Here is an 11,740-nt window from a genome sequence, read left to right on the forward strand (position 1 = left end):
GGCACCGGTGCGGGCGGGGCAGCCGGACGGCGCGGCGGCGGGTCCGGACGTGGTCTCGGCGCTCCCGGAGCGTTCGAGGTGCGCTGCCATCGATCAGTCCTTATGCCACGGGGGGGTGATGTAAACCCGGGTCAATATAGATCAGTCGACACAGCGTGGGGAGTGTCGGGCAGCAGCCGGTAGCGGGAACCCCGCCCGGGTCCGGGTGCGTCACTTCATCACTTCATCACTTCATCACTTCATCCTCGTACTTCCGATAGGTGCCGTCGTGGGTGGCCAGATGGACCCACTGGTCGACGTACTCCTTGAACTGCGCGTCCCCGCGCGGGAGGGCATACGCCTTCTCGGAGAAGGAGAACGGCTTGTCCGGGTGGACGGCGCACAGTTCGGGGTGGACCTTCGACTGGTAGCGGGTCTCGCTGGCGTCCGTCATCATCACATCGGCCCGGCCCTCGATGATCTCGTCGAAGATCGTGGTGTTGTCCGGGTGGACGGTGAGGGTGGCCTTCTTGACATGGGCCCGGGCGAACTGCTCGTTGGTGCCGCCGGGGTTGACCACCACCCGCACCCCGGGGCGGTCGATCTCCTCCAGCGTTGTGTATTTCCGCTCGTCCGGGCAGCGCACGATGGGCGTCTTGCCGTCGGTGAGGTACGGCTCGCTGAAGGACACCGTGCGGGCGCGGGCCAGGGTCACCGACACCCCGCCCATCCCGACGTCGCACCGCCCGGCGGCCAGATCGCCGACCAGGTCGGCCCAGGTGGTGGCGATGTACCGGGGCGTGGCGTCAAGGCTCTTGGCCAGGTCGGCGGCCATCTTGATGTCGATGCCGGAGTACTCGCCGGTCTTGGGGTCGCGATGGGTGAAGGGCCGGTAGTCGCCCGTGGTGCACACCCGCAGCACGCCGCGCTCGGGCACCTTGTCGAGCGGCGTGCCGCGGGGGTGCGGACGGTCGGCGGCGGCTGGTGCCGCGGACCCGGCGGCCAGGGCGGAGCCCGCGGCGGTGGCGGCGAGCAGGGCGGCGAGGGCGGACAGGGTGACGGTACGTCTCACGGCGACTCCTGATCTCCTGGCACGGGGTTCCCGGACACGGGATCCGCACGGCACGGGACCTCGTGGGCACGGGACCTTCCGGGCGAGCGACTTTCCGGGCACGCGACCTTCCGGGCCCCGGGCGGATGACCCGGGGCCGCATGATCACAGCGCGCCCAGAGTGGCAGAAGTAACCGCTCAGGTGAACCCGTTGACCGTCTCCGGGGCACCGACCGCGCCCGCCCGCCGCGGCACGGCGCGCACCCCGCGGTCCGCGCCGTCAGTACAGCTCGGGCGCGGGGTCGAGCGGCGGGCCCACCTCGGCGAGCCGGGCCAGCAGTTCGGCGACGCGCTTGGCCACGGTGTCCCGGTCGCCCTCGGCCAGCGATGCCCCCATTCCACCGGCCACCGCGCCCGCGGCGATCCACTCCGGGGCTTCGGCCACCCCCACCCCGCCCGTGGGGATCACGGCGGCCTGGGGCAGCGCGGCCCGGACGTCCCTGACCCAGCTCGGGCCGTAGGCCGAGGCGGGGAACAGCTTGAGGGCATCCGCGCCCAGCTCCAGGGCGCGCACCGCCTCGGTGGGGGTGGCCACACCGGGGAAGACGGGCAGCCCGTACCGGTGGCCGGTGCGGATGACCTCGGCGTCCAGGCTCGGGGAGACCAGGAAGCGGGCGCCCGCGTCGGCGGCCATCCGCGCCGAGGTGGCGTCGAGCACCGTGCCCGCGCCGATCACCGCGTCATTGCCGACCTCCCGGATGAGCGTGGTGACCGCCTCCAGCGCGAAGGGGGTGGTCAATGAGATCTCCAGACCGGCTATACCGGCGGAGAGCAGGCTGTCCGCGGCGGCCGTGGCATGGTCGTAGCTGTCGCTCCGTACGATCGCCAGGACGCGCTGCGCGAGCGCGGCCCGGGTGGTCTCCCAGCGGTACACGGCGGTCGCCGCCTTTCCTCTCCGAGGTGCTGCCTGGGTGGTGCCGCGCCGGTTTGCCCGGGGGATATGCGGCACTTGCGGTGTGCGGTTGACGATGTGCGGTGCTGCGAAGGGTTCGAGGTAGCGGAGGAGCGGGTTTCCGTCGGGGTGGCTACGGGCGCGGGACGGGTCTGCCGGGACGAGCCTACGGACCGGGCGGCCGGGTCAGCGGTGGACCCCGTCCCCGCCGCCGGCGGCCCGGGCGAGCGCACGGTCCCGCGCGGCGGCGGTGGGCAGCCCGTCGGTGTCGGTGGCGGCCTGGACGGCGAGCGCGGCCACACAGGCGGCCTCGGCCAGCGCGCGGTGCTCGCGCAAACCCCGCAGCCGGGCCGAGAGATAGCCCGCCGCGAAGGCGTCACCGGCGCCTATCGGATCGACGACCGGCACCGTGTGGGGCGTCTGGTGCCAGCTGCCGTCCGCGGTCCGTACGGTGGCGGAGTGGTCGGGATGCTTGATCACGACTTCCCGGGCGGCGCCGCGCAGCAGCTCCGCCGCGGCCTCCTCGGCGGGCTGGGCGGTCAGCAGCTCCAACTCGTCCTCCCCCGCGAGGACGATGTCCGCCTCGCGCATCAACGGGCCCGCCGCCTGGGTCCATTGGGCGGCAGCGCCCAGCTTGTGCCGGACGTTCGGATCGAAGGACACCTGGGCCCCGGCCGCCCGGGCCAGCTCCACCAGCCGCCGGCCGGCGGCCGCGGCGGTCGGCGAGAGCATGGGGGTGATCCCGGAGAGGTGCAGCAGCCGGGCGCCCTCGACGGATTCGGGGCGTATCTGCTCGGGGGTGAGCCGGGAGGCGGCCGACCCCATGCGGTAGTACTGCACGTCGATCGCGCGGTGCGGATGGCTGTCCCGCATCAGCAGCCCGGTGGGGGCGTGGTCGTCCACGATGGCGTGGCCGACGTCCACACAGTCCGCGCGCAGTTCGCGCAGCACCGCCTCACCCGCCGGATCGGCGCCGACGCGGCCGAGCCAGCGCACTCCGTGGCCCAGCCGGGCCAGACCCACGGCCACATTGGACTCCGCCCCCGCCACCGAGCGACGGAAGTGCACGGCCCGCTCCAGCGGAACTCCGGGCTCGGCGAGCAGAAGCAACATCGCCTCGCCGCATGTGACCACGTCCGGGCCGTTCGTCACCGATGCCTCCCCATACATCCGCTACCACCGAAACGGTATCGGGAGGCACTGACAAGGGCCCGCGCGGGGTTCGGGGAGGACCGCCGGATCGTATGCCGTGCGCGGCGCCGCCCGGCGCACCGCGAGCCGTGCGGCATCCGGTGTCCGCCCGGCCGGTGTCCGCCGGGGCACGCGCCGCGGCCGCCGCCCTGGGTCCAGGGCAGCGGCCGCGACGGTGGGGGGTGGCGGGTTCTCGGTGCGTCAGCAGCCGCGGTCCACCAGGTCGAAGGACTCGTAGTGGTCGGCCGTGTAGTAGTCCTCGTTCTCCTTCTCACCGGTGACGATGCGGCGGGCGCCGCGGTCCGGTGAGCCGGGGGTCCTGACCGTGAACTCGTGGTAGTAGCCGGAGGACTGGTCCGGGAGGATGCCCTCGCGGTTGTCGAAGACGGTGCCGTCCTGCGGGTACGGGTAGGGGCCGCCCTTCTCGATCAGGTCGAGGGTGTCATGGGCCTCGCCGGGCAGTTCCGAGTAGCAGATCTCGCCGACATCGGCGGTGGCCTGGACCGAGACGACGCTGTGGACCGTGGGGGCGGCGGTGGCCGTGACCGCCGTCCCGCCGATCAGCAGCGTCGAGGCGAGGGCGCCCAGGGCGCCGATACGGGCCATCCGTGGGGGGATTTTCATGGGACTAGCATGACGCGCGTAGAGCATGGCATGTCAATGCCAACTGCCCTTTGTTACCGATGAGTTCACAAGACCTCCGCGGAATGCCGGACCCGGTGAGGAAAATGTAACTTTTGCCTTTCAGGCAAATACTTTGCCCGAGAGGCGAAGGGCTGGCTATACCGGAGATATGACTCCGTTCCCCGACGGGCCCGGTGACCGGCCCCTCGACGGGCCCGGCGACGGACCGCCGGCCGAACTGCCCACCGTCGCCCCGCGCCTGCGTGACCTGCGGCGGCTCAGCGGTCTGACACTGGAGACCGCCGCCCGGCGGGTCGGCCTCTCCCCCGCCCATCTGTCCCGGCTGGAGACGGGCCGGCGCCAGCCGTCGCTGCCCATGCTGCTGGCATTGGCCCGTACCTATGGCACCACGGTATCCGACCTGCTCGGCGAGGCGCCGCCGGAGCGGGACCCGATCGTGCGGGCCGACCGGATGGAGCCCCAGGAGGCGGGCGGCTGGACGTACTGGCGGGCCGGCGGGCCGGGCCGGGCCGTGCAGGCGCTGCGGGTGCACGTCCCACGGCGGTCCGGCGCCCAGGACGCCCTGGTGCGGGTCCACCCCGGCGAGGAATGGCTGTACGTCACCCGGGGACGGCTGCGGCTGACGCTCGGCGAGGCGGTCCACGTACTCGCCGAGGGCGACGCCGCCCACTTCGACTCCCTCACCCCGCACCGCATCGCCGCCGCCTCGCCCGGCGGCACGGATCTGCTCTTCGTCCACACACTGCTGCGGAGCGGCACGGCCGATCTGTGCCTCGGTGACGCCGCCCGCCGAGGAAGGCCCGGTACGCCATGAACGGGACGACCGCCCAGAACACGCCGACGACCGCCCAGAACACGCCCGGGACCACGGGCGCACGCCCGGCCGAGGGGGCCAACGAGGAGGACCGGGCGCCGAAGACGCTCACCGTCCGGGTCTTCGTCTACCTCGTGGGCGTCCACTTCATCGCCGCCTTCCTCTTCCTGCTCTTCCATCTGGCGGGCGCCAAGTAGCCCTCCGGGGAAGGTTTTCCGGGTTTTTCGGCGGCCGGTGACGGATCCGCCCGCTCGGCCGCGTCTACGGGTTGGTCGCCGCACTTCTCCGGCGGCCATCGGACTCGGCCCCACTGGGACCGGGGTCCGAGGCGATCGATACACCGAGAGGGGGAGCCGTCGATGCCCGCAGTCGACGACGCCTTCCCGCGCGACCTCGCGGCGCGCCCCCGGCCGGAGCACAGGGCCACCCAGGTCCTGCCCGACGCCCGCACCACCGCCCGCGAGTTCACCCCCGGTACGCACCCGACGCCGCGCCACGGCGTCGGTCTCCCGCTGCCGGGCCATCCGTCAGCCGCCCCGACGACGACGCGCGCAGCCGGCGTTCCGTATGTCACCGGGAGGGCCGTATGAGCGAGGAGTTCGACGTACGGGAGGACTTCCGGACCTGGCTGTACGACAACACCGGTCCACTCCGTCTGACCGCACGCAGGCACGCTCGCGATCACCAGGCCGCGGACGACACCGTACAGACCGTATTGGAGAGCTTCTGGAAGAAGTGGGGCGACGCGGAATTCCGCGAGAAGGTCAAGAACACACCTGGATACGCACAGCGTTGCGTGATCAATGCCTGGCGCTCCACGGAGCGAAGCGAGGCCGCAGAACGTGAGCGTCTCAAGAAATACAGCTCCGGTGAGCCGGTACCGGAAACCCAGGACCTGTACTCCGACATCGAGTGGAAGCTGAGCTTACCGCCGATGCTGGAACAGCTCGAACCCACCTGGCGTTCCGTGATTGAACTCCGGTACCGACAGGGGAAGTCGTTCGCCGAGATAGCCGCCATCCTGGGCATTTCGGAATCGACCGCCCGCCGATACGACAAGGGGGCGCTCAATGCCCTCGCACAAGCCGAACGGGCATGGGGAGAGAAAGGAGGGCGGGATGGACGTCTTTGAACGTCTCGCCCTGGCATCCCAGCACCCTTCCCCGGATTCGGTTCGGCCCGACACGGAGGCATTCCTCACCCGGGTCTTCCCGGATCTGGGGTGTGCCTCCCCACCGGCCTCTGCCATCGGGGCCGACCGCCGTGCGGTCGGCCCCGGGCAGGCCGTATCCGAGGACGGTGCCGTCCAGGAGACCCGGCAGGGCCTCCTGGACGAGCTCCAGGAAATCAGCCGTGACAGCGACGGCGGAAAGGACGGAAGCAGACTCCGACGCATTGCGGAAATCGTGGAGCTTCTGGACGGCGAGGAAGCGGCCTGTGCGTGGTGGCGCCACGCGGCGCAGGCCGGCGACGCGGTAGCGCTCGCGGTCGTCGAGGATCTTGCGATCGAACAGCACGACCCGGGAGAACGGCCCAGCGTTTTCCTGGACAACTGCTCGGCCATCCCCCCATGGGGGAGGGGATGACACGAGAAGTGATGACCCGCGCGAAGGCCGCAGACACGGGGTTGCGGATGCGTGCGGGAGAACGCTTACGAACGGGGTAAGGCGTAGGCGTTGAACGAGTGGGGCCCGGTCTTGGATCCAAGGGGGATATCCGAGGCCGGGCCTTTCGATAGGTGCGCCACCATGACAGAATTCCGAGCCCGGCTGCGTCTCCTGGGTGGAACACACCATGAGGAGGCAGCGCAGTGGAAAAGACCCGCGAGAACCGGCGCAGGCACTGGACGGCGAGCCGGACTTACGCGAAGAAGGGACTCCGCGTCGCGTTCGGTGCGACGATCGCCTCACTGGTCAGGCTGGGCTGGGAGCACGTACGCCGGGAACACGGCCTGTGACGGAGACCCGCTGCAAAAGGAGCAACGACGATGGACGCCACCGCCCCGGCGCGGGCCCGCACCCTGTGGGCCCTGTTCGAGCCGATCCACGCGGTCACCTACTTCGCGCCGGAGGCCCTGACCGCCTACGAGGACGCGGGGCTGCGCGGCTTCTGGCGCGGCTACTTCGCGGGGCGCGCCGCGCCCCTGGGTCCGGTCGGCCCGGAGCCAGTCGTCGCGGCGTTCTTCGGTTTCGCCCCCGCGATGGTGGCGCGCGCCCTGCCCGACGTCTGGGCGATGGTCCCTCCCGAGCGGGTGCTGGAGATCCGCCGTACGGGGGCCGTGGCGGCCCTGCGGCGGCTGCTCGCCGGGCAGGAGGCCGCGGCGGAGCGCGCCGCCGAGGCCCTGGTGCCCCGCTCCGCCGGTCTGGACGGCGCGGGCCGGGTCCTGACCTCGGCCAACGCGGCGCTGGACTTCCCCGACAAGCCCGTGGAGCGCCTGTGGCACGCCGCCACCCTGCTGCGCGAACACCGCGGCGACGGCCATGTGGCGGCCCTGGTCGCCGCGGGCCTGGACGGCTGCGAAGTGCTGGTCCTCCGCGCGGGCGCCGATCTGCCCCGGGCCGAACTGCAGCCCTACCGCGGCTGGACCGACCAGGAGTGGGAGGCGGCCCGTACCCGGCTGGCCGACCGGGGGCTGCTGAAGCCGGACGGCGCCGCGACCGAGAACGGGCTCGAGCTGCTGCGCGCGGTGGAATCCGCCACCGACCGTGCGGCCGAACGCCCTTGGCGCCCGCTGACCGCCGAGGAGGCCGCGGCCCTGGCGGCACTGCTGAAGCCGCTGGCCGCGGCCTGCTCGACGGTGCTGCGCTTCCCCAATCCGATCGGGGTGCCGGAGCCTGGCGTCTGAGCGGCCGTCAGCCGCCCAGCTCCGTATGGCGTTCGGCGAGCCGCTTGGCGCCCTGCTCGGTCAGTTCGCCGTGGAGCCGCAGCCGGGCGACCCCGCCGTCGGGATGGATGTCGATCCGCACATGGGTCACCGGCGGGGCGTCGGCCAGGGGCAGCCGGTGGATGGTGTCGGGCTGGAGGCGGGTGCGGGGCAGGAGTTCGGTCCAGCCGGGGGCCGTGTGGTCGGCGGGATCGGCGCCGGTTGTCGCGTCGAGGCCGTACAGCGCGGCCCAGCCCGCCGCGTTGCCCTTGTAGCAGCCGGTGTCGATCTCCACGGCACGGATCCGGGAGTGGCCGGTGAGCCGGTAGCGGACCCAGTCGTGGCCGGTGTCGCGGCGCCGGCGGGTCTCCCAGCCCTCGTCCATCCGCTGGGAGCGGCCCGGCTGGATGGAGTTGGCGGGCGGGGAGAAGAAGCGGTCGGAGGCGTCCTCGGCCACCCCGCCGTTCTCCAGGGCGGCCAGGTCGAAGACGCCGAGCGCGGTGAGCCACTCGGGGTCCGGGGCGGCCTCGCCGTGGACCCGGAGCCGGGCGATCCCGCCGTCGGGGTACTGCGCGAGGCGGAGGTGGGTGAAGCGGCGCCGTACGGACACCTCGAAGCCGTTCGCCGCGTGGCCGCCCACCGGGGTGCGTGGGACGAGTTCGGTCCACGTCACATCGTCGGCGAGCAGTTCCTCCGGGGACGGCGCGCCGGGGACACGGGCCGCCTCCACGCCCACCGCTTGCGGGTGGTTGCCGCGGAAGTGGGCGGTGTCGACGACGATGCCGTGGACGACCCCGGGCACCCCGAGGCGGATCAGCGCCCAGTCGTGGTCCGTGTCGGCGGGGTGCGGGGTGCCGGCCGAGGCGCCGCGCCGCCGCCGGGTCTCCCAGCCGTCCATGACCTTGCCCTTGTGGCCGTAGGACCCGGGGTCGAAGTGCGGGGCGTGGGGCTTGAGCAGGTTCTCGCGTTCGGCGAAGAACTCGTCGTTGGCCGCGATGACACTGCCGCCCAGCCGCCGGTCGGCCAGGTCGGTGAGATGGGTGAAGGGAAGGTCGGCGGAGCGGAAGTCGGCGTAGGGGTCGCCGCCGCCGTACGGTTCGGCGTCACCGGTGAAGCGGGGTGGAGGCGCGGTCATGCGCGGGGCTGCCTTTCCAGGAGTCGGCCGGTCGGTTCGGTCGGAGTGCCGTGGTCGGCGATCTTCCGTCCGCGCAGCCAGGTGGACCGTACGACGCCGTGGAGGGTTCTGCCCGCGTAGGCGGTGACCTGGTTGCGGTGGTGGAGCGCGGTGGGGTCGACGGTGAAGGTCTCGTCGGGTGCGAGCACCGCGAAGTCGGCGTCGTGGCCCGCCGCGACGGCGCCCTTGCGTCGGTCGAGGCCGACGAGGGCGGCGGGCCCGGCGGACATCCAGCGCGCGATGTCGTGGAGGGTGTGGCCGCGGCGCCGGGCCTCGGTCCAGACCGCGGGCAGTCCGAGCTGGAGCGAGGAGATTCCGCCCCAGGCCCGGCCGAAGTCGTCGACCTTGAGGTCGGCGGTGCACGGCGAGTGGTCGGAGACGACGCAGTCGATGGTGCCGTCGGCCAGCCCCCGCCACAGCGCGTCCTGGTTGGCGGCCTCGCGGATGGGCGGACAGCATTTGAACTCGGTGGCGCCGTCCGGGACTTCCTCGGCGGTGAGGGTCAGGAAGTGCGGACAGGTCTCCACGGTGACGCGGACGCCCTCGCGCCGGGCGGCGGCGATCAGCGGCAGGGCCTCGGCGGAGGAGAGATGGAGGATGTGGACGCGGGCGTTCAGCTCGCGCGCCAGCGCCACCAGCCGTTCGACCGCCCGGTTCTCGGCGTCGCGGGGGCGGGAGGCGAGGAAGTCGGCGTACGCCGGGCCGCTCGGCGCCGGGGCGCCGTCGATGAGCTGCGGGTCCTCGGCGTGCACGATGAGCAGTCCGCCGAAGCCCGCGATCTCGCGGAGGGCGGTCTCCAGGCCGGCCGGGGTGAGATGGGGGAACTCGTCCACGCCGGAGGGGAGCAGAAAGCACTTGAAGCCGAGGACGCCCGCGTCGTGCAGCGGTTTGAGGTCCGGTGCGTTCCCCGGCACCGCCCCGCCCCAGAAGCCGATGTCCACATGGGCCGACCGGCGGGCGACGGCCCGTTTGATCTCCAGGGCCCGGGCGGTGGTGGTCGGGGGGATGCTGTTGAGCGGCATGTCGACCAGGGTGGTGACCCCGCCCGCGGCGGCCGCGCGGGTGGCGGTCCCGAACCCCTCCCACTCGGTGCGCCCGGGGTCGTTGACATGGACGTGGGTGTCGACGAGGCCGGGCAGCAGGACGTCGTCCCCGAGGTCCTCGACCCGGGCCCCGGGCGGGGCCGGGGCGTCGTACGGCAGGACGGCGGCGATCGTCCCCGCGGCCACGGACACGGCGACGGACGCCGCGCGCGGTCCCTCCGGGGTGACCACGCGCGTCGAGCGCAGCACCAGCTCGGCTTCCGGATCGGACACCCGCATCCTCCTCGGCTTCCAGGTTCTCCCGGATTCCAGAAATCAACATTCTGTTGAAGCCCGAAGTCTTCACCCCGCCGCCGGTCCGGTCAAGACCCCGTCCGCCGGGACCCCGCCGCCGAGGCCGTGACCGGCGCGGACAGCCTTCCAAAGGCGCTGTGGGGGCCGGTGCGGCCCGGTAGGCTGCCGGTGGCCGGCCGGCTGCGGAACGTCGCCGCGCACGGTCCGTACCAGCCGCCGTGAAAGGAAACGCCGACGTGCCGTCCGCCGAGCCCAAGACCGCCGCCGCCAGCTCCGGCGGCGTCCAGTCCCTCGAGCGCGCCTTCGATCTGCTGGAGCGGATGGCGGACGCCGGGGGCGAGGTGGGCCTGAGCGAACTCTCCACCAGCAGCGGGCTGCCGCTGCCCACCATCCACCGGCTGATGCGCACCCTGGTGGCCTGCGGCTATGTGCGCCAGCAGCCCAACCGCCGCTATGCCCTCGGCCCCCGGCTGATCCGGCTCGGGGAGAGCTCCGCGCGGCTGCTGGGCACCTGGGCACGGCCGTATCTGGCGCGGCTGGTGGAGGAGACCGGCGAAACCGCCAACATGGCCCTCCTCGACGGCGACGAGGTGGTGTACGTCGCGCAGGTGCCGTCCCGCCATTCGATGCGGATGTTCACCGAGGTCGGCCGGCGGGTGCTGCCGCACACCACGGGTGTCGGCAAGGCGCTGCTGGCCACCGCTGCCCCGGACGAGGTGCGCGCCCTGCTGGCCCGTACCGGGATGCCGCCGGTGACCCCCCGGACGATCACCACGCCGGACGAGTTCCTGGAGGCGCTGCGCCGGGTGCGCGAGACGGGCTACGCGGTGGACGACAACGAGCAGGAGATGGGCGTGCGCTGTCTCGCGGTACCGGTGCCCGACTCGCCGACCGCGGCGGCCATCTCGATCTCGGGCCCGGCGGGCCGGGTGACCGAGGAGGCCACGGACGACATCGTGCCGATCCTCAAGGAGGTCGCGGCCGAGCTGTCGGGCGCCCTGGCGAGCACCGGGTCCGCCTAGGTCCTGTCCGGTGGATCTTTGAGGATCAGCCCGCGGCGTCTGGTGCGTGCGATCGCAAGGCGGAGGGTCGCCCTCGTAGTGGGCCTACTCGGGTGATCCCGACAACGCAGCGAGCGTGCGTGCCAGGCGTCGCGGGCCCGATAAGATCCACCGGACAGGACCTCTAGGGCCCGGCGGCCCACGGCGCCGGCGGCGGGGTCCGGTCCGCCCCGGACGAGCGGACCGGACCCCGCCGACACGGCGGGCCCTGGGGTCACTCCCTCCCGCGGCCCTGCGGCACGCTGCCGAAGAGGTCGATCGCGACCCGTACACCGGTCAGCGCGGGGCCGAGCGCGCTGACCGAACCGAGGGCGCCCGCGATGAGCAGCAGCGAGCGGCGCAGCCGGTGCAGCTCGGGGGCGCCGGTGCGGACCATGGCGTCCAGCGCGGCGAGTTCGTCGTCCGCGATCGCGCGGTCGGGTAATTCGGCCGGATGGGCGGCCAGGTCACGCCTGAGCCGGGCGACGGCGCGGCGCAGCTCGGCCGCTCTCGGGTCGTCGTCGGTGCCGGACACTCGGCTGACTTCCATGACCGCGGCGTCCTCCACTGACGAGGCATCGGGTGGGCCCCAGAGCTTCGCGCCATCGTCGGACAACACTGCCCTTCGTCCCCTCGCACACTGGTGCACGAACCTGCCCCCTCTCCCTCTCTCCCATACGGCCGCCAGGCGCCA

The 11,740-nt window shown here is 72.7% G+C and carries 15 protein-coding genes; 8 read left to right on the forward strand and 7 right to left on the reverse strand.

Features of this window, described 5'->3' with window-relative positions:
• Positions 1-226 precede the first annotated feature (226 nt).
• The 4 genes from HUT19_RS09435 to HUT19_RS09450 all read right to left on the reverse strand — a co-directional run bounded on the left by HUT19_RS09435 (position 227) and on the right by HUT19_RS09450 (position 3,797).
• Positions 227-1,051 carry a transporter substrate-binding domain-containing protein gene (locus tag HUT19_RS09435; RefSeq protein WP_176180023.1) on the reverse strand — a complete coding sequence of 275 codons (825 nt, stop codon included), beginning with the start codon at positions 1,049-1,051 and terminating at the stop codon, positions 227-229.
• A 259-nt stretch (positions 1,052-1,310) separates the two neighbouring features.
• The gene (locus tag HUT19_RS09440) at positions 1,311-1,964 is read right to left on the reverse strand and encodes a bifunctional 4-hydroxy-2-oxoglutarate aldolase/2-dehydro-3-deoxy-phosphogluconate aldolase (RefSeq protein ID WP_176180024.1); all 654 of its coding nucleotides are present in this window, start codon (positions 1,962-1,964) and stop codon (positions 1,311-1,313) included.
• A gap of 204 nt (positions 1,965-2,168) precedes the next feature.
• A complete protein-coding gene (locus HUT19_RS09445) occupies positions 2,169-3,134 on the reverse strand; it encodes a sugar kinase (protein ID WP_254885502.1) in 966 nt (321 codons plus the stop codon).
• Positions 3,135-3,374: 240 nt separating this feature from the next.
• Positions 3,375-3,797, reverse strand: a complete 423-nt coding sequence (locus HUT19_RS09450) for a ribonuclease domain-containing protein (protein WP_176180026.1) — start codon at positions 3,795-3,797, stop codon at positions 3,375-3,377.
• Between the two features lie 169 nt (positions 3,798-3,966).
• Here HUT19_RS09450 and HUT19_RS09455 point away from each other — a divergent pair, with 169 nt between their 5' ends.
• The 7 genes from HUT19_RS09455 (at position 3,967) to HUT19_RS09485 (ending at position 7,477) form a co-directional block, all read left to right on the forward strand.
• Positions 3,967-4,632, forward strand: coding sequence for a helix-turn-helix domain-containing protein (locus HUT19_RS09455; RefSeq protein ID WP_176180027.1), 666 nt, complete (start codon positions 3,967-3,969; stop codon positions 4,630-4,632).
• Positions 4,629-4,829 (forward strand): DUF6126 family protein, encoded by a 201-nt coding sequence (locus HUT19_RS09460; protein ID WP_176180028.1) that lies wholly within the window; start codon positions 4,629-4,631, stop codon positions 4,827-4,829. The genes HUT19_RS09455 and HUT19_RS09460 overlap by 4 nt, the downstream gene beginning before the upstream one ends.
• A 162-nt stretch (positions 4,830-4,991) precedes the next feature.
• Positions 4,992-5,222 (forward strand): hypothetical protein, encoded by a 231-nt coding sequence (locus HUT19_RS09465; protein ID WP_176180029.1) that lies wholly within the window; start codon positions 4,992-4,994, stop codon positions 5,220-5,222.
• Positions 5,219-5,764 (forward strand): RNA polymerase sigma factor, encoded by a 546-nt coding sequence (locus HUT19_RS09470; RefSeq protein ID WP_176180030.1) that lies wholly within the window; start codon positions 5,219-5,221, stop codon positions 5,762-5,764. The genes HUT19_RS09465 and HUT19_RS09470 overlap by 4 nt, the downstream gene beginning before the upstream one ends.
• Positions 5,751-6,218 carry a hypothetical protein gene (locus tag HUT19_RS09475; RefSeq protein ID WP_176180031.1) on the forward strand — a complete coding sequence of 156 codons (468 nt, stop codon included), beginning with the start codon at positions 5,751-5,753 and terminating at the stop codon, positions 6,216-6,218. The genes HUT19_RS09470 and HUT19_RS09475 overlap by 14 nt, the downstream gene beginning before the upstream one ends.
• Positions 6,219-6,442: 224 nt before the next feature.
• Positions 6,443-6,589 carry a hypothetical protein gene (locus tag HUT19_RS09480; RefSeq protein ID WP_176180032.1) on the forward strand — a complete coding sequence of 49 codons (147 nt, stop codon included), beginning with the start codon at positions 6,443-6,445 and terminating at the stop codon, positions 6,587-6,589.
• Between the two features lie 30 nt (positions 6,590-6,619).
• On the forward strand, positions 6,620-7,477 hold the full coding sequence (locus tag HUT19_RS09485) for a hypothetical protein (protein WP_176180033.1): 858 nt from the start codon (positions 6,620-6,622) through the stop codon (positions 7,475-7,477).
• A gap of 7 nt (positions 7,478-7,484) precedes the next feature.
• Here HUT19_RS09485 and alc read toward each other — a convergent pair whose 3' ends face one another.
• The gene (gene alc / locus HUT19_RS09490; RefSeq protein WP_176180034.1) at positions 7,485-8,630 is read right to left on the reverse strand and encodes an allantoicase; all 1,146 of its coding nucleotides are present in this window, start codon (positions 8,628-8,630) and stop codon (positions 7,485-7,487) included.
• The gene (allB, locus tag HUT19_RS09495) at positions 8,627-9,985 is read right to left on the reverse strand and encodes an allantoinase AllB (RefSeq protein WP_254885503.1); all 1,359 of its coding nucleotides are present in this window, start codon (positions 9,983-9,985) and stop codon (positions 8,627-8,629) included. Before allB ends, alc begins: the two co-directional genes overlap by 4 nt.
• 257 nt (positions 9,986-10,242) lie before the next feature.
• Between allB and HUT19_RS09500 the strand changes: the two genes are divergently transcribed.
• The gene (locus tag HUT19_RS09500) at positions 10,243-11,028 is read left to right on the forward strand and encodes an IclR family transcriptional regulator (RefSeq protein WP_176180036.1); all 786 of its coding nucleotides are present in this window, start codon (positions 10,243-10,245) and stop codon (positions 11,026-11,028) included.
• A gap of 253 nt (positions 11,029-11,281) precedes the next feature.
• Here HUT19_RS09500 and HUT19_RS09505 read toward each other — a convergent pair whose 3' ends face one another.
• On the reverse strand, positions 11,282-11,596 hold the full coding sequence (locus HUT19_RS09505; protein ID WP_176180037.1) for a DUF5955 family protein: 315 nt from the start codon (positions 11,594-11,596) through the stop codon (positions 11,282-11,284).
• Positions 11,597-11,740 lie beyond the last annotated feature (144 nt).

Origin of the sequence: Streptomyces sp. NA02950 (assembly GCF_013364155.1) — a bacterium.
Lineage (GTDB): Bacteria > Actinomycetota > Actinomycetes > Streptomycetales > Streptomycetaceae > Streptomyces.